Origin of the sequence: Vibrio sp. Hep-1b-8, from assembly GCF_006124995.1 — a bacterium.
Taxonomy (GTDB): domain Bacteria; phylum Pseudomonadota; class Gammaproteobacteria; order Enterobacterales; family Vibrionaceae; genus Vibrio.
In genome coordinates this window covers 126,832-152,213 of sequence record NZ_QEWN01000001.1, presented here as the reverse complement: position 1 = coordinate 152,213, position 25,382 = coordinate 126,832, and the positions used below count along the sequence as shown (strand labels likewise).

Sequence of the window (25,382 nt, the reverse complement as noted above, 5' to 3'; positions counted from 1 at the left end):
TTAGATGCCTTCAATATGGACAGTTTAGGCAATTACCACCACATATCCGCTTGAATACCAACGATAAAATCACCATCTTTGCCATTACCGTTACGATCTTCACCGTCTAGGTAAGAGGCAAGCAAGCGGATTTCTGGACTTGGACCAAAGCCAGAATGCACAACCATCGTAGGAGCAACGGTTAGCTTGTAGTCATAAGAGTCCGCTTTGACGCCATTTCGCTCTTCGTAATTGAACATGTAGCCCGCTTCAGTAGCGATAAAGAAGTTTTCTGAGATTGGGAATGTTGGACGAACCATGGCAGACACCCAACCATCCTTAGCGCCGTTATCAAAGTCATTGTATTGAGTTTGAATAGAGTGGAATACGCTGACTCCGTTCTCAAAGAAGTATCCACCCCAAGCGAGAGCGCGTACTGACATATCGTCTTCATCAACCGCTTTCAAGCATGATGTCCCACAAGCTATACCTGTTGTTAACCAACTTTGGTAATCGCTACCAGGCTTGTATGTATTGTAAGTGGTTAGCGTACCACCTAATAGGTTACCAGAACCCAAGCCCTTACCTGCCTGTGCAATGTACTTGGTAAAGCCTTTGTCTGATAGGCCAAACACTGAGTCAGTATGAACGATAGCGGTCATCTCAAAACCGTTATCCGCAAACGCTTCTAGACCAGCACCGTTGCCTAAGTCGACCATATTGTCTGGCATAAACTTCGCCAGTGCATGCAACTCGACGCTGCCAAAATTGACACCTGCGTGAAGCGCATGCATCACGTTATTGCTATCACCCCAGAAACTCGTATCGCCTGCGTTATCACTTGCGATATAAGCGAAGTCCCATTTGTTGCCTCCAAGCTCAACACCTTCAATACCAACACCCGTACCGGACATATCTGTGTAGAAGAAGTCGGTCATAAAGATGTAATTGTCTTTACCGTAAAAACGCTTACCACCCCAAACAACCCCTGTTTCCGATACCCCTTCGAACTCAACGAAGGTTTCTGCCATACCAATTTCGCTGTTTGTCGCGTCTGCGTTAGCACCTAGCTGGTTGGTAGCGTACTGAGCGTTGTCCGCTGCGGCACGGGTTTTGATGCGAATTTTCTGGCCTGCATCATTTTCAAAGTTTTTTTGTAGCGCAAGCTCAAAGTGGTTGTCTGATTCAACACCTAAGCGGCCTAGGCGCTCTTTCGATGCAGGAAACTTAGCTCGTTTAAAATCATCGTTTTGACTATATAAAGCGCCTGCTCGAAAGTAGCCGTGAAATTCGAACCCTTCAGATTTCTCGGCAAATGCAGGAAGTGAAGTAACACCAGTCGTTGCAATCACGCAAGCAAGGGTTAGCTTTGACAGTTTCATAGTAACTCCATGTTATTACGCGCTAACGAAAGCGCTTTCTTTATTGTGATATAAAAAATCCAAAAATAAGCAGCATTCAAAAGCGTAGGGTCATCAATTGAGCTAAAAGAGCTCTTATTGACACTGGGTTGCCAATCATATTTGGATTGAAGACAGAGTACTCACAAAGCACCCATACAAAAAGTTAATCAGCTCACAAAGAAAACGCTTTCTTTGGTTTGTAATCACATTTATGCGTTAAAATGGAGAGAAATGTAGAGTCCGGTTTCGAAAGCGAGTAAATAGTAAAACAACAACACGCTCGCTAGGTGCTCTACCTTCACCCGTTCTAAAATGAGTTAATGCCTTGATTACTATTAAAGAAGTCGCTGAGTTGGCAAAGGTATCGCAAGCTACTGTTTCTCGCGCAATTAACAATCATCCAACTGTAAAAGAAGCAAACCGGGAAAAGGTCTATGCTGCGATTGAACAACTTGGCTACAAACCGAATGCGTTTGCTCAAGCACTTGCTTCAAGCCGCTCAAACAGTATCGGAATGTTGGTCGGATCGTTAGATGGCCCGTTTTACGGACCTTTAATGCATCATACTGAAGATACGATTCGCCAGAACAACAACCATCTCATCGTGACTAGTGGCCAGGAATCCCATAGCAAAGAGAAAGACTCAATTGAGTTTCTCCGCTCTAAACGTGTTGACGGGTTTATTCTTCATTCTGATAAGCTCTCAGACGATGAGTTGATAGAAGTAGTGAAGAACACTCCTGCAACCATCATACTTAACCGCTACATTCCCGATATCGCTGATAACTGTATCTATATTGATAACGAACTCGGAGGTTATCTGGCAACGAAACACCTGCTAGAACACGGGCATAAGAACATCGCTTGTATTACCGGTCAGCTAAGCAAAGGGGACAGTCGGGATCGCCTGCAAGGCTATCGTTTAGCTCTCGCCGAAGCCAGTATTCAGTACAACCCTTCTTACGTGATTGAAGGTCGTTTTGACCATGACGGTAACCACGAGCGAGCTCGCCGATTACTTGACCGTGCCCCTGAGATAACCGCAATATTTTGTCAGAACGATAATATTGCGTTGGCGGTCTACGATGTGGCAGTCGAAAGGGATATTGTGATCGGTAAAGATCTCTCCGTCGTCGGCTTTGACAACGACTACCACAGCGCTCACATCAGGCCACGCTTAACCACTGTTAACTTTCCAGTCGAAGAGATGGGAGTTGAGGCTGCAAAAGGGGTGTTGGCTATGGTTCATGAGAAGAAAGTAAATATAAAACAGCAACTTGAGCCTGAACTCATCTGTCGAGACTCAGTTGGCACACTGTCGTAGTCTTGCTCAGCAAACACCAAAGAGCGGTCTGATTGCCGCTCTTTTTTATTGTTGATTGCTCTCACAAGGGCGATTAGCTAAGCCCTACTCCACGGCAAACGGCTCATATTCTTCAAGCAACACGTGGTAGTCCTCTGACAACAAAGGATTACTCAAGCTTAGCTTGCGCCTTTTTTGCAGAGCAGCCTGACGAATTACATCACCATAGTGGTGATTGAATAGCTCAACTACCTGAGACTTTTTTTCTAACAGCTGCTGGCTCAATAACTCAGCCAATTCTTCCTGTTGCTGGTTGACGTAAAAGACTAATGGGAATGGATAATAGATTGCCATTGTCGGCTCGATGGAGAGCACGTCGCTATAGTGTTGATTCTGCGCCAGTATGTCATGGGCTTCGTTAGCCCCCAGAGTAATAAAGTCGACGCTTCCATCCTGCACCCAGCCTAACATATCACCCAGGTTTCCTTGCTCTAGTATATTGAAACCATGGGCTCTGAATAGCTCAGCATCAACCCAGGTGGCTGGCACTCCAAGCTTTTTACCCTTCAATTGTGCCAAAGTTAAGTTCTCAAACTCATCGACTCGGTCAGTTGCGACAATACAAAGGCGCCACCCTAATAACCCATTACACAACGGCTGTTTAATTTCGATCAGAGGTTTCCCGGCAAACTTCCGGTTTCCCGCCACAGTGACCAATATATCGCAGCCATTCTCCAGTACATTGCCTTCATCTTGCGCACACGGATAATCGGTTAAATCATTGTCTATTAAGGTTTCTTTTTGCCTCTCTCTAACTAAACACTCAAGTAACTCATATTCATAATCTTGCCTGGCCGATGACTTGTTACCATTCCAGAATTTAATCATCACTTCCCTTAAAATCTTGGTTGCTTGTTGGCTGAAACTTTACTCTTTAACCACCCCAAAGAAAGCGGTTTCTTTTGTTTTGGCTAATTTTGTGAAGATCAGCAAATTTAGAGCAAGAAAAACAGTGAGCGCTGTCTAAAATTTACGCTATTTTGTTCAAATAAACCTCTTAAAGCCCCTTGTCACTAGCACATCAACCACACTCAAAACAATTATAAAACCAGATATAAACCAAATAATATCAATAACTTAAAATAAAACACCACTCAATACAAGCAAACCTAAACTCGAGTTTGGTTCTGTGATCTAAGGTCTGTTTTGAAGACAAAAGTTTGAACTCTGCTATCGATAAGACTAAAACACACTAAAGAAAGCGCTTTCTTAAATAAGTGCTTCCGGGGATGAATCAAAACTTAATAATTAAATAAGGACAATGTGATGCATAAGAAAACTCTGCTCGCGACCATTGCTGCTAGTATGCTGCTTTCTACAGCCGCTCAAGCAGAAGACATCAAGCAAGGTGGTACCCTAACGGTGCCAATTATCAACACAGGCTTTGTTGAGAACTTCAACCCTTACACAACGAAAGACCTATACCACGGCATCATGTTTGAACCACTAATGGTCTTTAACAACATGACGGGTAAAACAGACTTCCGTCTTGCAGAATCTTATGCCTATTCAGACGACCTAAAAACCATCACGTTAAAACTCAAGCCTGGCTTGAAATGGTCGGATGGTACTCCACTGACTGCGGAAGATGTTGTGTACAGTTTTATGCTGACAAAAGAAGCACCAGCATTTGACCAAAAAGGCATTTGGTCAGGCAAAAATCTACAAACTATTACGTCGACAGACGAAACCACCGTCGTCTTCCAGTTAGAGAAAGCGGACTCTACTTTTGCTTGGAATCTAGAGCGCTACCACATTGTACCTAAGCATATTTGGTCAAAAGTGAGTGACCTCACCACTTTCACTAACCCTAACCCAGTGGGTAGCGGTCCAATGACAGTGGTGAAATACCTTAAACCTCAACAGATGGAGCTATGCCGCAACCCAAATTACTACCTTGAAGGTAGACCTTACTTAGATTGTGTTAACTTCCGTTCATACAACGATAACTCACAGATCCAGCCGGCACTGATCAAAGGCGAAATCGACTGGGGTTCAAACTTTATTGCCGATGTTGAGTCGACTTTCGTTGCTCAAGACAAGGCAAACAACCATTTCTGGTACCCAGCAAACGATGCTATTCACCTATATGTGAACACCAAACAGAAGCCTTTCGATGACCTTCGTGTGCGACAAGCTCTGTCTATGGCTCTCGATCGTGAAGCTATCGTTGATATCGCAGCCTATGGTTACCCGACGGCAAACTACAATCCAGGCGGTATCGCGGAGCTATACAAAACTCACATCGATCAAAGCGTGAACCAAAAATACGGTTACCTGACTCAATACGACGCAGAGAAGGCGAAATCACTACTTGATGAAGCCGGTTTAGTGGACAAGAACGGCGACGGTTACCGTGATAATGCCGATGGTTCAAATATTTCTTTCGATATCGAAGTCGTTAACGGCTGGACAGACTGGATTCAAGTTGTCCAGATGGTCACTGAGTACTTCGAGGAAGTAGGCATTAAAGCGAATGTCAAAACGGTTGACTGGGCGGTTTACGATAAGAACCTTAAAGAAAGCAACTATACCATGTCGATCAACTGGTCGATGGTCGCAACGAACCCAATTCTGGCTTACCAAGAGTACTTCTCAACATCTCGCATTGGTAAGACTTGGCATGCGGGGCACGGCGTCAACTCGCCAGAAATCGACAACCTTATCGATAGCTTTGGCAAGATCGGCAATGCGCAAGAGCAAGAAGCCGTCATCTCTGAGCTGCAAGAGTTTACAGCGCAAAACATGCCATTCATTCCACTGTTCTCGAACCCAACTTGGTTCCAGTACAGTACCAAGAAAGTCGTTGGCTGGCCGAATGAAAAGGACCCATACGTACAGCCAGTATGGTACGACGGCGGTAAGCGCGTGATTATTCTAAACAACCTACACCTTAAATAATCTTTCTCTCTAGCAACTATACGGAGCCCAACTCGCTTTGGGCTCCTTGATTAAAAAGGTTCGTTATGTCGTTTTTAGTTCGCCGATTTGGCTTTTATTTTACCGCATTTCTTATTGCGATATCTTTCAACTTTATGTTGCCTCGGCTGATGCCTGGAGACCCTGTAGACGCACTGTTTGCTGCGGCTCAAGGTCGAATGGACCCTGCTCAGATGGACGCTGTTCGTGAAATGTATGGCTTCGTTGATGGCAATATCTTTGAACAGTACATCGCCTACATAAAGAGTGTATTTACCCTCGATCTTGGCCCTTCTGTGCTGATGTTCCCTGTCAGTGTGTCTGAAGTGATCGCCAACGCCCTACCTTGGACTATGTTTCTGGCGCTGGGCTCACTGATTGTTGCTCTGATTATAGGTGTCAGCATCGGTACCTATGCTTCTTACCGCCGCGAAGGCTTCTTTGGTCAGGTAGTACCGCCAGTACTGGCGTTTATCAGTAACTTTCCATACATAGTAACCGCGCTGCTGCTGTTCTATTTCTTTGGCTTAAAGCTAGAGATGCTGCCGCTCGCCTACACCTACGACCCGTCACTGGATCCAGCGTTTAGCTGGGAGTTTATCTCCAGCGTAGCTAAGCACGCGGTACTGCCTGTTGGCTCCATGGTGATTGTTGGTATCTCGACTTGGGTGTTTAACATGCGTAACGCGATGATTAACGTGTTGGGCGAAGATTACGTCACCATGGCAGAAGCGAAAGGACTGAGTAGCTATCGTGTGATGTCTCGCTATGCTGGTCGAAACGCGATTCTCCCTGTCGCAACCGCGATTGCTATGGCGATAGGTTTCTCATTTGCAGGCTCGATCATGACCGAAGTGGTGTTTAACTACCAAGGACTAGGCAACATCCTACTTAAAGGCATTGTGGCTCGTGACTACCCACTGATCCAAGCCATTCTTCTTATCTTAGTCTCTGCTGTTTTGACAGCTAACTTCATTGCCGACCTACTTTACGTTTGGCTCGATCCACGTATTTCGAATTAAGGTGCATCATGGACAAACTCATTAACACAACTTCGTCTTCTGCCCATGCTTTGACCCAACGTGAATCAAAGTTCTCTTGGCAACGAGTCAAAAAATTTCTTAGCAAACTATATGCGTTCTTTTACGGTAACCCACCAGCGATTATCGGAGGCCTATTACTTACTATCGTACTGGCCGGTGCGTTGTTTGCCCCTGTACTTGCCACTCATAACCCAGAAAAACGGGTTGCAAGGCCTCACGTTGCACCGAATGCAGAACATGTGCTAGGCACGACTCGTAGCGGCCGTGATGTATATAGTCAGGTGCTTTACGGAGCGCGCAAGTCACTTACTGTTGCCATTTCAGCAGGTGTCATTGCCATGAGCCTTGCGGTCATCATCGGTGTCTCTTCAGGTTACTTTGGCGGCAAAATTGATGATCGTCTTAACTTCCTGACTAACGTTTTTCTGGTCTTTCCGCAGTTACCACTGCTAATCGTGCTCGCCGCCTTTTTGGGACAGGTTGGGTCGCTGGTGATCACCATACTACTCGGGATTACCTCCTGGCCCTGGGGGGCGCGGGTAATACGCTCGCAAACCATGGCGATACGCAACAAGGAGTTCATCATCTCTGCTGAAGTGATGGGCGAGTCAAAGATACGCATCATCCTAGTTGAGATCTTACCTAACCTTGTATCGATTGTGTTCGGTGGCTTCCTAGGGACGGTTATCTACGCTATGGGTTCAGAAGCTGGACTCGGTATTCTTGGTTTAGGTGATGCAACTGAAGTCAGTTGGGGCTCAATGCTGTACTGGGCACAAACCTCATCGGCTCTCTACACAGGCGCATGGTGGGAAATGCTGGTTCCAGCAATGGCTCTTGCTATCACAGGCGGTGCTCTGGCACTCATTAACATGTCTATTGACCAAGTTAGTAACCCGAAACTACGTACTGGCCCACACATGAAGTTGTGGCACAAACTGAAAAAAGAAGCCGACAAACGCCGAGGTCTAAGATGAGTAAGTTACTAGAAATCAATAACCTATGCGTAGACTATGTTTCTCCTAATGGCGTAGCACGCGCGGTCAATAACGTTAGCCTCTCCATCGCACCAGGCGAGACATTGGGCATTGCGGGTGAATCAGGTTGTGGTAAAAGCACACTGGCATTTGCCATCTCTCGCCTACATAAAGCGCCTGCGCTAATTTCTGAAGGTGAGATCATCTACAACGGTCAGGACGTTTTAAAAATGAATGACCGCCAGTTGCGTAATTTCCGCTGGAACGATGTTTCAGTTGTCTTTCAAAGTGCAATGAACTCACTGAACCCGGTCATTACCATTGGTGAGCAGTTGACTGACGTGATCCTCGCACACCGAAAAATCCCTTACAAACAGGCGCATGAGCGCGCGGTTGAACTGCTTAACATTGTCGGAATTCACGGCGATCGTATGGCCAGCTTCCCCCACCAGTTAAGTGGCGGTATGCGCCAACGTGTCGTCATCGCCGTCGCCTTAGCACTTGAACCAAAGCTAATCATTATGGATGAACCTACGACGGCGCTCGATGTGGTCGTTGAGCGAGAAATCCTTAATGAACTGTATGAGCTTAAAAGCAAGTTTGGATTCTCGATCCTATTCATCAGCCATGACTTGAGCTTGATGGGTGAAATTGCCGATCGTATTGGTGTGATGTATGCGGGCAATCTCATCGAACTTGGTGAGGCTCAGAAAGTATTCGGTGATCCTCAACACCCGTATACCAAAGGGCTGATCTCTTCGTTCCCAACCATTCACGGACCAAAAGAACGTTTATACGGAATACCTGGAAACCCAGTGAATTTATTGCAGATCCCGCAAGGCTGTAATTTTCAGGAACGCTGCAACGTCTGTTTTGCTCAGTGCAAACAAGCAGAGCCAACACTCACACACGTTGAGAATGGCAATTTAGTCTCATGCCACCTTGTATAACAGGAGAGAAAGATGGACAACACAACAAATCCTGAGGTCATTCTCTCAGTTAAAAATCTCGTCAAGGACTTCCCTCTTGGTCAGTCAGCGAAGAGCAATCTTATGCGTGCCGTCAACGATGTGTCATTTGAATTACGCAAAGGTGAAGCACTGGCTATTGTTGGCGAATCTGGTTCAGGTAAAAGTACCGGAGCTCGAATACTGACTCGCATCTATGACAAGACCGATGGACGAGTTGAGTTTAAGGGACAAGAACTCGGTGAATACATCAAACAGCACGGTGAATTGGAATATGCGCGTCAGGTTCAGATGATTTTTCAGGATCCGTTTGGCTCATTAAACCCTGTTCATACCATTTATCACCATATCGCTCGACCACTAATGATCCATAACCGAGCAGGTAAAGAAGCCATTCCACAATTAGTGTATGAGCTACTGGAACTGGTTGGTCTGTCACCAGTGAAAGAGACCGCCGAGAAATTCCCACATGAATTAAGTGGTGGTCAACGTCAACGTGTCGCTATCGCTCGTGCGATAGCAGTGGACCCTGATGTGATTCTGGCTGATGAACCTATTTCAATGCTGGACGTGTCGGTTCGCCTCGGGATCCTCAACCTGATGTCAGATCTCAAAGATAAACATGGCATCTCTTTTATGTACATCACCCACGATATCGCCACAGCTCGCTACTTTGCTGAGAAGACTGCCGTTATGTACGTCGGTCACATGGTGGAATGGGGCAATAGTGACAATGTAACGCAAAATCCACAGCATCCCTACTCTCAATTGCTCCTTTCTGCGGTGCCTGAAGTAGGCAACGCAGGCAAACGTGAGTTGACCGCGAAAAAAGGTGAAATTCCGCTCTGGAGACCAAGCAGTGTCGGTTGTCCATTTGCCAGTCGCTGTCTTAAAGCCAGCGCGGTATGCACTCAGTCTGTTCCCGAGCCGACCCAGGTGGGAGAAGACCATTATGCGCGCTGCCATCACTTGTAATTAGTAAATAAATTCAGATACATATTTCGCTCTGGGCTGACAGAGATAATCACTCTGTCAACTTAGCTAGGGCTTACTTTGCCCAAAATCTGGCGAAATGTGATAGCAAGGAACAATATTATGACTTTTGAGTACCAATCACAGTTACCTGTTGCAGGACAGTTCGTCGATTTAGAAGGCGAACGATTCTACAAAATTAGCAACGTAGATCAGATGAAACCCTTTTTCATCAGCGTTGTATCCGCCAGCGACCATTGGCTGTTTATCTCATCAACAGGCAGCTTGTCGGCAGGCCGTATTCGACCAGAAAACGCCCTATTTCCTTATCGTTCTGTCGATCATATTCATGAAAATGCCGACAATACCGGATCGAAAACCATAGTCCGAGTTCAAAAAGACGACGGCGTGGTACTTTGGGAACCGTTCAACCTACATCACAATGGTCTTTATCATACTGAACGAAATCTCTATAAGAATACGGTTGGGGACAAGCTTGTCTTTGAAGAAATCAACCATACTCTCCAACTTAAATTTAGCTACAGTTGGAAAATGAGCGAACGCTATGGTTTTGTTCGCCACTGTCAATTCACAAACTTGAGCGCACAAGAATGTCACCTTGAAGTGGTAGATGGTATCCAGAACCTACTACCATCTGGCGCACCACTAGCGGCTCTACAAACGCGCAGTGCGCTTGTCGACGCGTATAAGTGGAACGAACAGGTTGACACTTCGTCGCTGGCACTTTACACCATGTATGCCAAGCTCTCTGACCGCGCAGAGCCTTCGGAGTCCCTACTTGCAACAGCGGTTTTTGCGGTTGAACAAGGGGAACACCAACTGCTGTTAAGCAGTGAGCAACTCGGTGCCTTCCGCCGAGGTCTGCCAATGAACAGCGAACCACTCACCAAGGGGGTTCGCGGTAGCTATTTGATTCACAAAACAGTATCGCTTGCTGGCGGAGAATCCCAAGGCTGGCTCATTGTTGCTGACATCGACAAAAGCCATAAAGAGATTTGTGAACTGACGCAACTGCTTAGCAAACCCGCTGAACTTCGCCTCAACGTAGAGCAAACCATCGCCGACAACCAAAACGACTTGATCAAGCTGATGTCAGGGGCAGACGCATGGCAGCTAACCAATCAAGAGAACACCAGCGTTCATCACTACGCTAACGTGCTCTTTAATAACATGCGTGGTGGTGTGATTGAAAACAACTACCATCTAGATAAATCTGACGTGATAAAAACCCTGCGTAACGCCAATAAAAATGTCGCGGATAAACACCGCGCATTCTTTGCGGATCTGCCAGACACTTTTACCCACGCAGAGCTAATCAAAGCAGCGAGCCATAGCCAAGACCCACAGCTAGTGCGCCTTAGCTACGAATACTTACCCCTAACTTTTGGTCGCCGTCATGGTGACCCAAGCCGTCCGTGGAACCACTACGAAATCAAACTCAAAGATGAAAACGGTGAGCGTTTGCTCTCTTACCAAGGCAACTGGCGTGACATCTTCCAGAACTGGGAAGCCATTGCACTAAGCTACCCTGGTTTTATCCAATCTTTCATCGCAAAGTTTGTCAATGCATCAACCATAGACGGTTACAACCCTTACCGTATTACCAAAAATGGAATCGACTGGGAACTGCTAGAACCTGATGATCCTTGGAGCAATATTGGTTACTGGGGTGATCACCAGATCATCTACTTACTCAAGTTCTTAGAATTGGCTAAGCAGTATCAAGGTGAAGAGTTAACTCAACAACTCACCAACGACATCTACAGCTACGCAAACGTACCTTACAAACTTTGCTCAGTTGAACAGCTATTTGCCAACCCTAAAGACACCGTTGCGTTTGACCAGCAATTGCAACAGGAAATCGAGCAACGTGTCGAGGAATTAGGCAACGATGGTCGCCTCTTGGTAGAAGGCGGAAATCAGGTTTACATGGTCAACCTAACAGAAAAAATTCTCGTTCCACTGCTTTCAAAACTGAGTAACTTGGTCCTAGATGGCGGCATTTGGCTGAATACCCAACGTCCAGAATGGAATGACGCCAATAACGCAATCGTCGGTAACGGTTTGTCCATGGTCACGCTCTATTACATGCGTCGCTATGTCTCGTTTGCCCTAGAGTTATTGAATAATGCTCCAGACACGATTTCTATCTCGAAAGAGGTCTTTGACTGGATGCTGTCTATCCACAAGGTACTACAAGATGCGAACAAAGAAATTCGCCAAGGGACGGTCACTCGCCAAACTCGCAAGGCAATTCTGACTCAGTTGGAAAAGGCATTCGAACTTTACCGCAATCGCGTCTACCGCATGAAAGGCTTCTCAGGGAAAACTCAAGTTGAACTGTCTGCCATTCAGCAAATGCTGGCGACCAGCTTGGATGTGCTTGATTCCAGCATCAACAATAACTTGCGTCAGGACGGTTTGTACAACGCTTACAATATCGTTACCTACTCAGGTGAGAGCCTCAATATCGAACAACTCTACCCGATGTTAGAAGGTCAGGTAGCAGCACTGAGCTCGGGCGTACTGACACCTCGCCAAGCGGTCACTCTACTCGACAACCTATTTGCGAGTGAAATGTTCCGTGAAGATCAACAGAGCTTTATGCTCTACCCTGACCGTGAGCTACCAAGTTTTGTCGATAAGAACCAGATAGCGAGTGAACTCATTGCCCAATCTCCGCTTCTTTCTGCCATGTTAGAAGCAGGAGATAACCGAATCATCAATCAAGATGCGATGGGATGTGTTCATTTTAATCCTGCTTTCGAAAACGCAGATTACCTTTCATCGGCGTTATCAACGCTAGACCGTGATGAGTACAAACAGTTAACTGACGAAGCTATCGAATCGATTCATGCCTTATACGAACAAGTGTTCAACCACAAAGCGTTTACCGGACGCTCAGGAACCATGTTCGGTTATGAAGGTCTTGGTTGTATCTACTGGCATATGGTTTCCAAGTTGCTTCTAGCGGTACAGGAAAACTATCTAGCGGCACGTGACTTAGACCCAACCAGCACGGAGACAACTAAGCTGGCTGACTACTACTACAAAGTTCGCGCTGGGATCGGGTTCAACAAGACACCCGATAATTACGGGGCTTTTCCTACCGACCCGTATTCACACACGCCAAAACAAGCGGGTGCCCAACAGCCGGGTATGACAGGACAGGTAAAAGAAGAGGTAATTACCCGATTCACTGAACTGGGAATCGAAGTGAAAGATGGACAAATCGGCATCAATCCATCACTGCTATCTGAACAGGAATTCTTATCCCAAGATAGTCAATTTAACTGTCTGAGTGTGTTAGGTGAACGCTGTAGCTATAAAGTTGAAGCCAATCAGTTGGCATTTACCTACTGCCAAGTACCATTTATCTATCAGTTGTCTGAGAGTACCAGCATCACGTGCTGCTTCACCGATGGCAGCAGCGAGCAGATTGATGGACTAGTACTGAGTTCAACACTCAGTGAACATCTGTTCGCAAGAGATAACAAAATCAAGAAAATAAAGGTACTGCTACCTAAACATCAATTACTCGCTCGCTAACTTTAGCCGGTTAGTTTTGCGGGCTGCTAAGTTTATCGGGGGAAAACTTGGCAGCCCGCCTTTTTTATTTCGAGTTGAAGTCATCTACCTTTATCGGTATTGCTGATCGGACGCCTCATCTGTTTTGATTCCATGTTATCTTTTATCTTTAAGTTTGTCGGCTGGATGATTCACGCCGTCATTAGTGACTACATCACCTAAGTCGAAAGGGTTCACCCCTTCCAGACAACCAATGTTAAACCCATATTCACTGGGGTTGGAACGACGTTGATGGTGGGTGTAAATACCACAGTTGGAACAAAAATAGTGTCTCGCCAAACAGCTATCCTTTGGCTTTTCCGTTGGGATCGTTATGCGCTAATCGCGGCGGCGTTTTCAACCATCACCACCCCTTGTTGCTCTAACTCATGGACGACACTCTCAGCGTTGTCAGGAAACACCGCTCGAGTTGAGGCAAGGTTAATGATGACTTTAAACCCAGCTGCAACTAACTGCTCGACCGACTTCTTAACGCAAAAGTCTAGAGCTAAGCCTCCAACGATGACGGTATCAATCTGATTGCTGCGAAGAAATTCGATGCCACCAGTCGACAGTGTGTCTGCCTGATCGTGGTAAAACGCACCGTACGGGTGAGCATCAGGATCAATGCCTTTATTAATCTGAAAATCATACTCACGTACTGATGGTAAACCCGGCAAGAGTTCTACCCCTTGAGTGCCAACGACACAGTGAGGGTTCCATTTGATATCCACTTCCGGCAGGCCTACTGGCTCAAGCATCCTATCCGGACTTTCCGCTTCCCAAGCGGCACCCGGTGGATGCATATCACGTGATACTAATTTCAAACTTGCTTTACCATGATTGAGTATAAGCTCATCAACTATCTGTAACGCACCCGCGACGGCCAGTTCGTTTGGACACAGTTCACTAAACCCTTGCTGTGGGTCGACGTCGATACAAGCGGTTTTGTTCTTCTCGATTTCTACACGTTGCATGCGCATCTCTAGCTCCTTCTTGATATCAACGTAAACAAGTTTGAAAATAAGTCACACTCTTCTCGCTGAGGCTATATACCTGAGCAGGCTTTCCGCCTTTGCCTCTGTTTGTTGAAGCCATTTTGTTGGCACTAACGATTACGCCAGTATCGATAAGACGTCGTTTCACCGTCATCCGATTCACTTCAACACCGAACTTTTCGTATGCCGCGATAATGTCTGACACTAAGAACTCCTTATCAAGAGCAAATAAGGCAACAGAGGTGTATTCGATCGCGGCACGTAATTTATGCCAAGCCAAGGAGATCAGTTGAGCGTGGTCAAACGCTAACGCCACTTGGTCATCGAGCACTTCATTGAGCCCAAACCATCTTAGCTGTTCACGACACAACCCGCTGTTCTCGATCTGTTCAACATTTGCATTATTAAGTAACGCGTAATGTGCAATAGTCACACTCCACCCTTCAGGGTCACGCTTCGGGTTACCTTCAACCATTGGTTGGCTGATGTAGTTAGGATAGGTATGAATCTTCTGTCGACAAATACGGCGACGTGCTGCGTCAAAATCTTCATCCGCAGGCTGTCCACCTTGATTGGTCAGATCTTGTTCAAACACAAAACCACCTGGAATTGACCACATACCATGTTGAGGCCGATCAGCGTTGTTGCGCTTAATCAGCAATACTTCTAACCCGCTCTCTCCTAATCTGAGGCAGATCATGTCGATAGTGACAATCATGGTGAATTTCCTACATCCTTAATTCAACCAACACCTTACCACTGGAATGCAGCAGGTCAACAGGAAAGTAACGTTTTGTGATTAACTACGTTAATTTAATTTTCATCCCTTAAAAGGCTTTGGGCTATAAGCAATAATTCATTTAGGGAAATAGCGGTTAGACTAAAGTAGTTAATAACACAATTTGACAAACCTAATAGGCTACTTTAAAGTTTGGTGGAACAATTAGCCTGATTAACCGATAGGATGGTTGAATGACCACCAAGCTTTTCAATGACCGTATCATTCAAAGTGCTCTCGATCTCGACGTTTATAAGATCAATATGATGCACGCTGCTCATAAGTACTATCCAACCACGACGGTACGCTATGAGCTCATTGTTCGTTCAGATGAAGACCTTTCCTATCTTGCGCCGCAAGTAGAAAGTGAGATCGCGAAACTCGCGCACTGTTATTTTTCTCAACAAGAACTCAGCTACTTAGCGAGTCAGGCTCCCTATTTAGAATCCGGTTTTATCGAGTATTTGCGCAACTTTCGTTTTAAACCTGCTCAACAGGTGTCTGTGACCACCTCAACAGCAAGCGGAAAGCCCCAGCTAAAAGTATCCGTTAGTGGTCTCTGGCATGAGACCATCCTGTATGAAACGCTAGCGATGAGTATTATCTCTGAACTCCGCAACCGAAGCCGCTGGAGCCATATCCCTTATGAACAGTTCCACAATGTTCTGGCGGAAAAAGTCGCTAGACTTAAAATCGAGCTCGACCAGCGCAAGATCGATAATTTCACGTTTTCCGAAATGGGTAGCCGACGCCGTTTCAGTGCACAGGTACAGCACGATGTGGTTGATTACCTACGCCAACATGTCCCAGATTTAATGTCAGGCACCAGTAACTACCATTTGGCAAAACAGTTTTCGCTAACTCCTATCGGTACGGTTGCCCATGAATGGTTTATGGCTCATCAGCAGCTTGCAAAACCTGGGGAGTCACAAAGAGTTGCCCTCGACCTCTGGCAACAAGCCTTTAATGGTAGTTTAGGGATTGCCCTGACCGACACCATTGGCATCAACGCATTCCTGCAAGATTTTACTTTGCAACGCGCCAATGCCTACGCTGGCGTGCGTCATGACTCTGGTAACCCTTTTGATTGGGGTGACAAAATGATTGCTCACTACCAGTCACTGGGAGTCGACCCGAAATCTAAGCTGCTCATTTTCACCGATGGTCTCGATTTTGAGCGTGCGTTTGAGGTATGCCAGTACTTCGCTGGACGCGCAAATGTCAGTTTTGGCATAGGAACGTTTCTGGCTAACGATATGGGCGATTGGGAGGATCAAGACGGTCGCTATCAACCCCTCTCTATGGTAGTGAAGATGGCTCAATGCAATGGTGCTCCAGTGGCAAAAATCAGTGATGAACCTGAAAAAGCCATGTGTGAAGATCCTGTCTTTCTTGCCGAATTAAAGCAGAATTTTGGGCTTGAGTCTACATTCGATAAAGCAAGCTGATCGCGAAGCATTAAAAAAACGGAGCATTACGCTCCGTTTTTTTGTTTTATAACGTCTTATAAGCTCATAATTTTTTTGAACTCTTCTTCAGAATACTTCTTCTCAGTGCTCTTGCCTGTCTCAAACAAAGCAGATGCAATCGCAGTACAATCCTGCTCTATCGAATCAATTTTGATTGGCAGACAACCAAGAATGCCATCATTATCGAAAGTCGCAATAAGCGCGTTTATCACCCTTTTCAATGTCAAAGCTCAAGCGTTAGGTGCTGCGGGTCTACCTGGTATTATCTCTATCGTCCCTGACAAACTAGGCTACTACATTGCGGGTATGGCTATCTCATTCGTGGTTGCATTCGGCCTCACTCTGGTGCTTGGTGCTCGCGAACAGATCAAGTCAGCAAACACCGCAGCAGCATAAACTGCTTTACTCTGTCCCCTGTAGCCAAAGCTTGTTTTGGCTCCGCCCCACTTAGCAGTGGGGCATTTTCGTTGGTTCGATTTGCACTGTCTTTCTACTGTAGCGACATAAAAAAATGCCACTGGCTTACGCTAGTGGCATTTTTTATTGCTTCACTATAAGGAGATTAATCGCGGAGTGTTGCGCCAAATTTCTCTGAGACGTGAGCAACGATTGTATCGACTGCGCCTGCAATGTCCGCATCTTCAAGAGTGCGTTCTACAGATTGTAGTGTAAGCGCAATAGCTAGGCTCTTCTTGCCTTCTTCTACGCCTTTACCAACGTAAACGTCAAACAGACGAGCATCTTTCAGAAATTCGCCCCCCTGCTCTAGACATGCTGCAACGATGTCACCAGAAGCGGTCGCTTCGTCAACAACAACAGCAATGTCGCGGCGGTTTGATGGGAACTTAGAAAGCTGAACCGCTTCTGGGATCACTTTAGTGCTAATTGCATTCCATTCTACTTCGAACACGATAGTGCGGCCGTTTAGACCAAACTTACGCTCTAGCTCTGGGTGAACAGTACCGATAACACCAATTTGCTTGCCGTCAACAAGGATCGCAGCAGACTGACCTGGGTGAAGCGCTGGATTCGCAGCTTTATCTTCTGCTGAAAGCGCAGCAAAAGAGTAAATGCTTTGGTTAGCGGTTAGCTCAAGTACAGCTTCTAGATCGCCTTTTAGGTCGAAGAAATCAACAGTGTTGGTCGCGATATCCCAGTGCTCTTCGCTGCGAGTACCCGCAATAACACCAGCCAGCATAGGCTCCTGACGCATACCATTTTCAGCAGATTCACATGGAATGAAACGCAGACCGTATTCAAACAAGCGAACACGTGGCTGTTGACGTTTCTGGTTATGAACAACCGTGTTCAGAAGGCCTTGAATGAGACCTAGACGCATCGCTGACATATCCGCTGAAATAGGGAAAGGCAGGATTAATGGTTCAATACCCGGAACGATAAGTTTCTGCTGCTCTGGCTCAACGAAGCTATAGGTAATCGCTTCTTGGTAACCACGATCAACCAGTAGATTACGAACGCGCTTTAGCGGAATGTCTGCTTCAACGTGGTCGTGCATCTTAAGTGCCGCCACTGGATTTTGGTTAGGGATGTTGTCGTAACCGTAGATACGACCCACTTCTTCAACCAGATCTTGCTCAATGGCAATGTCAAAACGCCATGTTGGTGCTGTTGCTGTCCAACCTGCATCTGTTGTTTCAACCGTTAGGCCAAGACGCTCTAGGATTTCAACAACATCGCTGTCTGTAATGTGGTGGCCTAGTAGGCTGTCTAGTTTGGTACGACGTAGTGATACTGTGTTTGCTTTTGGTAGGTCCGCTTGCGACTCAACAGCAACCACTGGAGCTACTTCACCACCACAGATCTCAACTAGAAGTTCTGTTGCACGCTCCATTGCGCTCGTTTGTAGTGCGAAATCGACACCACGCTCAAAACGCATTGAAGAATCTGTGTGCAGACCGTAGCTACGCGCGCGACCACGAATGTGATCTGGTGCGAAGAAAGCACACTCTAGTAGCACGTCTTTGGTTTCAGACGTAACACCAGATTGTTCACCACCAAAGATGCCCGCAATCGCTAGCGCTTTGTTGTGGTCAGCAACAACAAGAGTATCGGCGTTAAGTTCAGCTTCAGTGCCATCTAGAAGCGTGAGCTTCTCGCCCTGCTCTGCCAAACGAACCACGATACCGCCGTCGATCTTGGCAAGATCGAATGCGTGCATCGGTTGACCTTGCTCTAGAAGAACAAAGTTAGTGATGTCAACAACTGGGTCGATAGAGCGAATACCACAACGGCGCAGTTTCTCTTGCATCCAAAGTGGTGTTTCTGCTTGCACATTGACGTTTTTAATCACACGACCTAGGTAACGAGGACACGCCGCTGTCGCTTTCACTTCGATAGAAACTTGATCGTCGATAGCGGGAGCAACAGGGTTTACTGCTGGCTTAGTGACATCAGCACGGTTAAGAACGCCCACTTCACGAGCCATACCACGAATGCTGAAACAGTCCGCTCGGTTTGCCGTTAGGTCAACGTCTACTGTCACGTCATCTAGTGCTAGGAATTCACGGAAATCAGTACCGATTACCGCATCTTCCGCCAGTTCCATAATGCCATCTGATTCTACGTCAATGCCTAGCTCAGAGAATGAGCACAGCATGCCATGTGATGGTTGACCGCGTAGTTTGGCTTTCTTGATTTTGAAATCGCCTGGTAGCACAGCACCAACCGTTGCAACTGCAACCTTGATGCCTTGACGACAGTTAGACGCGCCACAAACGATGTCCAACAGTTCTTCTGCACCAACATCGACTTTAGTAACGCGTAGCTTATCTGCGTCTGGGTGCTGACCGCACTCAACCACTTGACCAACTTTAACGCCAGTGAAAGAACCCGCTACCGGTAGAACGTCGTCTACTTCTAGACCCGCCATAGTGATTTGGTGCGTTAGTTCGTCAGTGGATACCGCAGGGTTAACCCACTCACGAAGCCATGATTCGCTGAATTTCATAGTGATGTATCCCCTGGATTACTTGAACTGTTTTAGGAAACGAAGATCGTTCTCGAAGAACGCACGTAGGTCGTTTACGCCGTAACGAAGCATAGTTAGACGTTCAACACCCATACCAAATGCAAAACCAGAGTATTTCTCAGGGTCAATTCCTACGCTGCGCAGTACGTTCGGATGAACCATGCCACAACCTAGAACTTCTAGCCATTTGCCGTTTTTACCTTTTACATCCACTTCTGCTGAAGGCTCAGTGAATGGGAAGTAAGATGGGCGGAAACGAACTTCAACTTCCTCTTCAAAGAAGTTACATAGGAAGTCATGCAGGATGCCTTTTAGCTGAGCGAAGTTAACGTTCTCGTCTACTAGCATGCCTTCCACTTGGTGGAACATTGGCGTGTGCGTTTGGTCGTAGTCGTTACGGTAAACACGGCCCGGTGCGATGAAACGGAATGGTGGTTTGCCATTTTCCATCGTACGGATCTGAACGCCTGACGTATGGGTACGCAGCATTAGATCTGGATTGAAGAAGAAGGTATCGTGATCAGTACGAGCTGGGTGATCTTCTGCGATGTTTAGCGCATCAAAGTTGTGGAATGCATCTTCAATCTCAGGACCAGACTCAGTGTTAAAGCCTAACTCACCAAAGAACTGCTCGATACGCTCTACAGTACGAGTAACAGGGTGCAAACCACCGTTCTCAATGCGACGACCTGGTAGCGTTACGTCAATCGTTTCAGCAGCTAGCTTAGCTTCAAGTTCTGCACTTTGAAGTGCATCTTTACGCGCAGCAATCGCTTGCTGAACAACGCCTTTCGCTTTGTTGATCTCTTGACCAGCTTCACGGCGTTCTTCTGGTGGTAGTTTACCTAGGCTTTGAAGTTGAACAGTCAGTTCACCTTTTTTACCTAGATACTGAACACGCACTTCATCAAGTGCGACTAACGAATCTGCAGCTTCAATTGCCGCGTTCGCGTTAGCAATGATCTCTTCTAGATGTTGCATCGTTTCCTCATCTACCTACACCTATATGCAAGTCATAGGCATAAGTGGTAGTGTCCATTTTAGGTAGAGCAATTATATACTCATACCCGACAGGGATTTTGGGTCTATAAATAGCTATACATAGTAACGAATGACTGATGCAAATCCAAACTGAAATCTGCTTATTTACTGCCTTTGGGCAAAAATTCACCTCAACGCTTGATAAAAGTGTTTTTCACACCCAGTTATTTGGCATGAGAAGTATAGAAAGGAGTCACAATGACAGTAATCATCAATCCAATCCAACCAACTGATGACAGTGAGATTCGTGCAATCATTAAAGCGGTTGGCGCAGAATATGGCGCCATTGGTGAAGGATTTGGCCCGTCAGACCCTGAAGTGGATGCGATGAGCCAAAGCTACACACTGGATAAACAGAGTCTGTATCTCGTTGCGACCATTGATGGCAAGATCGTCGGAGGCTGTGGATTAGCCCCCTTTAATCACTCACAACAAACCTGTGAGTTGAAAAAACTGTTCTTGTTACCACAAAGTCGCGGTCTAGGCCTTGGTAAACAGCTAACTGAACTCTGTTTAGAGTTCGCGACGCAGCAAGGCTTCAGTGAGTGCTATTTAGATACACTCACTTCGATGAAGCCCGCTATTTCACTGTATGAGAAACTGGGCTTTACACATCTTGAGCAACCGCTAGATGGTACAGAACATAGTTCATGTGATGTCTGGATGCTAAAGAAGTTATAGCTCCATCGATATATCTGCCGCACTTGACACGCGATTGCGGCCTTCGGCTTTCGAGCGATACACCGCATTGTCGGCTTCTTTGATCAAATCATTGAAGTCGTTCATTGCAGAAGTGCGCTCCCCTACACCAACGCTAATACTTCCTCTCCAAACACTTTGCCCCACTGGTACTAGCATTTGATTCACTTTGTTTCGAGTCAGTTCAGCAATGTGCATACCACCCGCTAGATCCGTGTTAGGACAAATCACAAAGAATTCGTCTCCACCTAAGCGACAAACAAGATCGTCACTTCTAAACGAGTCAGCCAATGTTTGAGCAAGCTCAACTAACAATCGGTCGCCCGCGTCATGGCCTGCGGTATCGTTCACTTGTTTAAAGTAATCGACATCGATCATGATACAAACCAGTGGTTCTTTGTTGTGTATCGATTCATGCCAGTAAGTTTTGAGTTTGCGAATAGCACAACGGCGGTTTGGCAACTTAGTCAAAGAATCCGTCAGTGACAATTCTTCAAGCTGCTTGTTAACCCTCGACAACTGCTGGGTGCGCTCTAACACCTTGTCTTCTAGGCACTGGTTTAGCTCTAGTAGCTCTTTATTTCGCTCTGACACCTGCTCAAACAGTCCATTCAAAGCTTTTAGCAACGGCTCAGTGGAGGAGTCTTGCTTTTTCTCTTCTGTTTCCCAAGCTAGCTTAGGATCAACCCCCGATTCAATCTGCTTCACCTGACGAGACATATTCTGATCGATGCCAAGTATGTGGTAAGCCAACCAATGGATAAGAAAGTTGAGTAGATGCTCAGAAGCCTTTTTATTTCCTTCATTGATAAACGCTTGCATACTCAAAATATCAGCCATAAACGCTCTGTGTATCTTGATATGCTCTTCAACATGCTTTTGATAGACACCAGCGGTGCGCATCAAGTTTTCTTCTTCCTTAAAGTGGAACTCGGCGTATCGCGACAGCTCAAACAACGCTATGCGTATATCTTGCATAGAGATGTTGTTCTGTGCGATCAGAGCACCATAGCGGTTAATGATTTCGACCAAGTATTGATGCTGTTCATCGACATCATCCAACCCTGTTTCATAACAGCTATCCCATTCAAATGATTTCATTCAACCTAGCCTTACAAATCATTCACTGCCCTTACCAATAAGGGCAATAACATAATTACCTTAACTGATTAGGGGCGATAATACATGCTTTTAACTCAAGGCTAAGGGGTCTGCATCAAAAAAAGGGAACTTGATCAGCCCCCTACAATAATGGAATCAATATCACGCTTGAAAAGGGTGATATAGGTACACTTTAGAAGTAATACTCTAGCGAAAATCCTCAATGCCGAGATTAATATCAACGTGAAAAGTCACCTCTTGATTGCAGTGATAATTGATTCTCACTGCTAAGATAAGGTGACAGTCGTTTTAAAAGGAACCTATGACGATGAGCGCTTTCAATGTTTGGACAGCCACCCTATTATCTCTCACCGCATCGCTTTCAACCCATGCTTGGCAAGCAGACATCATAGTATCTGGTCTTAATGTGCCATGGGGAATGAGCGCGTTTAATGATGATCAACTCATGGTGACGCAACAAAACGGCGAAATAGGTGTAGTGACTCTCTCTACAGGCAATTACAGTACCATTGCAAAGCTCGTCCAGTCACAAGCGTATGGACAAGGCGGATTGCTCGATGTTGCACACTCGCCGTTTAACAAGCATCATTTCTATTTCACTTATTCAAAGGTGGTGGGCTCTGCCATCGAAACCACGCTTGCTCGTGCCAGCTACAAAGATGGCACACTCTCTGACTGGACAGATTTGGTCGCGACACAATCCGGCTCTGATACCGGACGACACTTTGGTAGTCGAATTGCCTTCGATACCCACTTCGTCTATTTCTCTGTCGGAGATCGCGGTGAACGAGACAATGGACAAAACCTGGCGACCCATGCAGGAAGTATTCTTAGAGTATTACCCGACGGTACGACTCCACCAGACAATCCATTTACTAATGTCAAGGGCGCTCGAGGTGAGATATGGAGCTATGGTCATCGCAATCCTCAAGGGCTTTACTATGATCGTCAGAGTACAACCTTGTGGTCTATTGAACACGGTCCTCGTGGTGGTGATGAGATAAACCAGATCGTTAAGGGGGCCAATTATGGGTGGCCTGTAACTTCTCATGGTAAGGAATATTGGGGGCCTATCGCAGTCGGAGAGGCGACAGAAAAAGAAGGGATAGTCTCGCCAACTAAAGTGTATATACCATCGATAGCACCCAGTTCATTGCTGCTATACCGTGGCAGTCAATATCCTCAGTTATCAGGAAAATTATTAGCGGGAGCCTTGAAGTTGACCCACATTAACGTGGTCAAGATAGACAACAACCAAGCGATGGAAGAAGAGCGAATCCTGACAGAATTAGGTGAAAGGATACGTGATCTCGAAGTGCTTCCCAATGGAGAGATCGTATTCAGTACCGACAGTGGCAAAATCTATCGCTTGGTAGACGAGCACAATTAGCTTAATGACGTTTATCTATCTGCCCAAGAGGTTTGGTTACGCCCGCTCTGTTTACTTCGATACAACGCTTTATCGGCGAGATTAAATAACGCTGTCTGCATTGCTTGGTGAGACATGTAGCGTTGGTCAAAGTCTTGCTCACTCGCGAGAGCACCAACATTTGATTGATAGAAAGCTTAGAGCACAGCCTTCTGGGAGCATTTGTCACTATCACACTACCTAAAAGTGATTGCCTTGAGCTGTGAAGAGGATAATCCTTACATCATTAGCCCACAAAAAATTACCAGCTATAGTCTTATCAGTTGAACTTGCACACGTTCTCTACTGATAAAGTTGTAATTTTATGCGATTCGTCGAAAGATTCACATACCCAATGATGATTATTTACTCATCAGTTGACGTAATCAATCAGACGCAAGTAGCAGTGTATAGAAACCAAAAAGCCCCAGCATTTCTGCTAGGGCCTTAAATTTGGAGCGACACACGAGGTTCGAACTCGTGACCTCAACCTTGGCAAGGTTGCGCTCTACCAACTGAGCTAGTGTCGCGTAATGCGTTAGATGGTGCCCCGGGCCGGACTTGAACCGGCACAGCGCGAACGCCGAGGGATTTTAAATCCCTTGTGTCTACCAATTCCACCACCAGGGCACACAAATCTAAATTTGTGATGGAGACACCATCTATGATATCGATGTAAAAACCGCTACCAAAATAATCTGGAGCGACACACGAGGTTCGAACTCGTGACCTCAACCTTGGCAAGGTTGCGCTCTACCAACTGAGCTAGTGTCGCAAATGGAGGCGCGTCCCGGAGTCGAACCGAGGTCCACGGATTTGCAATCCGCTGCATAGCCACTCTGCCAACGCGCCTCTGTCACACCAAGTGGAAGAGTTAAACGCTCAATTCCTCTTGGGTACGGGATGCATTCTACGGATTCGAACTAATGAGTCAACACTATTTTTGAAATTTTAAATCGTTTGTCTATTTAACCGCCAAAACAAGCTAATTTGGTTAGTTTGCTAGTAAATTTTTTAGCAAATCCACGGAGTTAATTGTGTTAATGCGAAAAAGCAGAGACAAAAAAGCAGGCCATCGCCTGCTTTCTAATCAGTGGTGTTCTTCGTTGAGCAAATCATCTTTGGCAGCCATCAGATATTGGGCCATCGACCAGTATGTCAGTACAGTGGCAACATACAGTGCAGCAAAGCCAACCCAAACCATCCAATCGTCGTAACGCCAGATCAGTACCCATAAGGCGAACATTTGGCTGACGGTCTTAACCTTACCTACCCAAGATACCGCCACACTCGCTCGTTTACCAATTTCCGCCATCCATTCACGCAGTGCGGAGATGATAATTTCACGAGCTATCATAGTGACTGCAGGAATCGTTACCCAGATCGTGTGGTAGTGCTCTGTTATCAAAATGAGTGCGGTAGCAACCAATACTTTATCAGCGACTGGATCAATAAAAGCCCCAAAACGAGAGGTTTGACCTAGTTTTCGCGCCAACATACCGTCGAGCCAATCAGTAAACCCTGCGACCCAGAACACCATGGCTGCTGCAAAAGGAGACCAGCTATAAGGTAGATAAAAAACAACGACAAATACTGGAATCAAGAAAAGTCGCAACAAAGACAAGATGTTAGGGATATTTAAACGCATATTTTTAAAAGGCTCTTT

18 protein-coding genes, 4 tRNA genes and 2 pseudogenes are annotated in these 25,382 nt (G+C 46.1%); 11 read left to right on the top strand and 13 right to left on the bottom strand.

Translation table 11 applies throughout. The features are described from left to right. Positions 1-32 precede the first annotated feature (32 nt). The gene (locus DA100_RS00700) at positions 33-1,361 is read right to left on the bottom strand and encodes a carbohydrate porin (protein WP_138970383.1); all 1,329 of its coding nucleotides are present in this window, start codon (positions 1,359-1,361) and stop codon (positions 33-35) included. A gap of 346 nt (positions 1,362-1,707) precedes the next feature. Here DA100_RS00700 and DA100_RS00695 point away from each other — a divergent pair, with 346 nt between their 5' ends. Beyond that, positions 1,708-2,706, top strand: a complete 999-nt coding sequence (locus tag DA100_RS00695; protein ID WP_138970382.1) for a LacI family DNA-binding transcriptional regulator — start codon at positions 1,708-1,710, stop codon at positions 2,704-2,706. An 84-nt stretch (positions 2,707-2,790) separates the two neighbouring features. On the opposite strand, the gene DA100_RS00690 is transcribed toward DA100_RS00695, so the two are convergent. Then, positions 2,791-3,573 (bottom strand): transporter substrate-binding domain-containing protein, encoded by a 783-nt coding sequence (locus DA100_RS00690; RefSeq protein WP_138970381.1) that lies wholly within the window; start codon positions 3,571-3,573, stop codon positions 2,791-2,793. A gap of 438 nt (positions 3,574-4,011) precedes the next feature. On the opposite strand from DA100_RS00690, the gene DA100_RS00685 reads away from it, so the two are divergent. The 6 genes from DA100_RS00685 to DA100_RS00660 all read left to right on the top strand — a co-directional run bounded on the left by DA100_RS00685 (position 4,012) and on the right by DA100_RS00660 (position 13,194). Beyond that, positions 4,012-5,646 carry an ABC transporter substrate-binding protein gene (locus tag DA100_RS00685; protein WP_138970380.1) on the top strand — a complete coding sequence of 545 codons (1,635 nt, stop codon included), beginning with the start codon at positions 4,012-4,014 and terminating at the stop codon, positions 5,644-5,646. 65 nt (positions 5,647-5,711) lie between these two features. Next, entirely contained in the window at positions 5,712-6,686 is a 975-nt protein-coding gene (locus tag DA100_RS00680; protein ID WP_006877543.1) for an ABC transporter permease, read from the top strand. 8 nt (positions 6,687-6,694) lie between these two features. Next, entirely contained in the window at positions 6,695-7,684 is a 990-nt protein-coding gene (locus tag DA100_RS00675; RefSeq protein ID WP_138970379.1) for an ABC transporter permease, read from the top strand. Beyond that, positions 7,681-8,634: an ABC transporter ATP-binding protein gene (locus DA100_RS00670; RefSeq protein WP_138970378.1), complete on the top strand. Its 954-nt coding sequence runs from the start codon at positions 7,681-7,683 to the stop codon at positions 8,632-8,634. The genes DA100_RS00675 and DA100_RS00670 overlap by 4 nt, the downstream gene beginning before the upstream one ends. A 12-nt stretch (positions 8,635-8,646) precedes the next feature. Next, the gene (locus DA100_RS00665; RefSeq protein ID WP_138970377.1) at positions 8,647-9,627 is read left to right on the top strand and encodes an ABC transporter ATP-binding protein; all 981 of its coding nucleotides are present in this window, start codon (positions 8,647-8,649) and stop codon (positions 9,625-9,627) included. Between the two features lie 120 nt (positions 9,628-9,747). Then, complete coding sequence (locus DA100_RS00660; protein ID WP_138970376.1) at positions 9,748-13,194, top strand: hypothetical protein; 3,447 nt, start codon at positions 9,748-9,750, stop codon at positions 13,192-13,194. Positions 13,195-13,329: 135 nt separating this feature from the next. Here DA100_RS00660 and DA100_RS21200 read toward each other — a convergent pair. From DA100_RS21200 to DA100_RS00645, 3 genes and pseudogenes are all read right to left on the bottom strand, one after another. Continuing rightward, a pseudogene (locus DA100_RS21200) lies at positions 13,330-13,509 on the bottom strand (GFA family protein); the annotation flags it as partial. Positions 13,510-13,544: 35 nt separating this feature from the next. Continuing rightward, entirely contained in the window at positions 13,545-14,195 is a 651-nt protein-coding gene (locus DA100_RS00650) for an isochorismatase family protein (RefSeq protein ID WP_138970375.1), read from the bottom strand. Positions 14,196-14,214: 19 nt separating this feature from the next. Next, a complete protein-coding gene (locus DA100_RS00645; protein ID WP_138970374.1) occupies positions 14,215-14,928 on the bottom strand; it encodes an NUDIX domain-containing protein in 714 nt (237 codons plus the stop codon). Positions 14,929-15,182: 254 nt separating this feature from the next. Here DA100_RS00645 and pncB point away from each other — a divergent pair, with 254 nt between their 5' ends. Together pncB and DA100_RS00635 are read left to right on the top strand one after the other, a co-directional pair. Further along, positions 15,183-16,436, top strand: coding sequence for a nicotinate phosphoribosyltransferase (gene pncB, locus DA100_RS00640; protein WP_138970373.1), 1,254 nt, complete (start codon positions 15,183-15,185; stop codon positions 16,434-16,436). Positions 16,437-16,655: 219 nt separating this feature from the next. After that, a pseudogene (locus DA100_RS00635) lies at positions 16,656-16,853 on the top strand (PTS maltose transporter subunit IIBC); the annotation flags it as partial. Positions 16,854-17,019: 166 nt separating this feature from the next. Here the strand turns inward: DA100_RS00635 and pheT are convergent. Then, a complete protein-coding gene (gene pheT / locus DA100_RS00630; protein ID WP_138970372.1) occupies positions 17,020-19,425 on the bottom strand; it encodes a phenylalanine--tRNA ligase subunit beta in 2,406 nt (801 codons plus the stop codon). Between the two features lie 18 nt (positions 19,426-19,443). Beyond that, positions 19,444-20,427 carry a phenylalanine--tRNA ligase subunit alpha gene (pheS, locus tag DA100_RS00625; RefSeq protein ID WP_138970371.1) on the bottom strand — a complete coding sequence of 328 codons (984 nt, stop codon included), beginning with the start codon at positions 20,425-20,427 and terminating at the stop codon, positions 19,444-19,446. A 258-nt stretch (positions 20,428-20,685) separates the two neighbouring features. Here pheS and DA100_RS00620 point away from each other — a divergent pair, with 258 nt between their 5' ends. After that, entirely contained in the window at positions 20,686-21,168 is a 483-nt protein-coding gene (locus DA100_RS00620) for a GNAT family N-acetyltransferase (protein ID WP_138970370.1), read from the top strand. Here DA100_RS00620 and DA100_RS00615 read toward each other — a convergent pair. After that, the gene (locus DA100_RS00615) at positions 21,163-22,287 is read right to left on the bottom strand and encodes a GGDEF domain-containing protein (RefSeq protein ID WP_138970369.1); all 1,125 of its coding nucleotides are present in this window, start codon (positions 22,285-22,287) and stop codon (positions 21,163-21,165) included. The genes DA100_RS00620 and DA100_RS00615 overlap by 6 nt on opposite strands. A gap of 328 nt (positions 22,288-22,615) precedes the next feature. Between DA100_RS00615 and DA100_RS00610 the strand changes: the two genes are divergently transcribed. Further along, a complete protein-coding gene (locus DA100_RS00610; protein WP_138970368.1) occupies positions 22,616-23,698 on the top strand; it encodes a PQQ-dependent sugar dehydrogenase in 1,083 nt (360 codons plus the stop codon). Positions 23,699-24,170: 472 nt separating this feature from the next. Here the strand turns inward: DA100_RS00610 and DA100_RS00605 are convergent. From DA100_RS00605 to pgsA, 5 genes are all read right to left on the bottom strand, one after another. After that, positions 24,171-24,246, bottom strand: a tRNA-Gly gene (locus tag DA100_RS00605). A gap of 13 nt (positions 24,247-24,259) precedes the next feature. Beyond that, positions 24,260-24,346 (bottom strand) — tRNA-Leu (locus DA100_RS00600). Between the two features lie 69 nt (positions 24,347-24,415). Continuing rightward, a tRNA-Gly gene (locus DA100_RS00595) sits at positions 24,416-24,491 on the bottom strand. A 3-nt stretch (positions 24,492-24,494) separates the two neighbouring features. Next, positions 24,495-24,568, bottom strand: a tRNA-Cys gene (locus DA100_RS00590). Between the two features lie 238 nt (positions 24,569-24,806). After that, positions 24,807-25,364: a CDP-diacylglycerol--glycerol-3-phosphate 3-phosphatidyltransferase gene (gene pgsA / locus DA100_RS00585; RefSeq protein WP_138970367.1), complete on the bottom strand. Its 558-nt coding sequence runs from the start codon at positions 25,362-25,364 to the stop codon at positions 24,807-24,809. Positions 25,365-25,382 lie beyond the last annotated feature (18 nt).

Coding starts and splice junctions, on each gene's coding strand:
- DA100_RS00700 (WP_138970383.1), bottom strand. CDS start 1,361: ATGAAACTGTCAAAGCTAACCCTTGCTTGCGTGATTGCAACGACTGGT.
- DA100_RS00690 (WP_138970381.1), bottom strand. CDS start 3,573: ATGATTAAATTCTGGAATGGTAACAAGTCATCGGCCAGGCAAGATTAT.
- DA100_RS00685 (WP_138970380.1), top strand. CDS start 4,012: ATGCATAAGAAAACTCTGCTCGCGACCATTGCTGCTAGTATGCTGCTT.
- DA100_RS00680 (WP_006877543.1), top strand. CDS start 5,712: ATGTCGTTTTTAGTTCGCCGATTTGGCTTTTATTTTACCGCATTTCTT.
- DA100_RS00675 (WP_138970379.1), top strand. CDS start 6,695: ATGGACAAACTCATTAACACAACTTCGTCTTCTGCCCATGCTTTGACC.
- DA100_RS00670 (WP_138970378.1), top strand. CDS start 7,681: ATGAGTAAGTTACTAGAAATCAATAACCTATGCGTAGACTATGTTTCT.
- DA100_RS00665 (WP_138970377.1), top strand. CDS start 8,647: ATGGACAACACAACAAATCCTGAGGTCATTCTCTCAGTTAAAAATCTC.
- DA100_RS00660 (WP_138970376.1), top strand. CDS start 9,748: ATGACTTTTGAGTACCAATCACAGTTACCTGTTGCAGGACAGTTCGTC.
- DA100_RS00650 (WP_138970375.1), bottom strand. CDS start 14,195: ATGCGCATGCAACGTGTAGAAATCGAGAAGAACAAAACCGCTTGTATC.
- DA100_RS00645 (WP_138970374.1), bottom strand. CDS start 14,928: ATGATTGTCACTATCGACATGATCTGCCTCAGATTAGGAGAGAGCGGG.
- pncB (WP_138970373.1), top strand. CDS start 15,183: ATGACCACCAAGCTTTTCAATGACCGTATCATTCAAAGTGCTCTCGAT.
- pheT (WP_138970372.1), bottom strand. CDS start 19,425: ATGAAATTCAGCGAATCATGGCTTCGTGAGTGGGTTAACCCTGCGGTA.
- pheS (WP_138970371.1), bottom strand. CDS start 20,427: ATGCAACATCTAGAAGAGATCATTGCTAACGCGAACGCGGCAATTGAA.
- DA100_RS00620 (WP_138970370.1), top strand. CDS start 20,686: ATGACAGTAATCATCAATCCAATCCAACCAACTGATGACAGTGAGATT.
- DA100_RS00615 (WP_138970369.1), bottom strand. CDS start 22,287: ATGAAATCATTTGAATGGGATAGCTGTTATGAAACAGGGTTGGATGAT.
- DA100_RS00610 (WP_138970368.1), top strand. CDS start 22,616: ATGAGCGCTTTCAATGTTTGGACAGCCACCCTATTATCTCTCACCGCA.
- pgsA (WP_138970367.1), bottom strand. CDS start 25,364: ATGCGTTTAAATATCCCTAACATCTTGTCTTTGTTGCGACTTTTCTTG.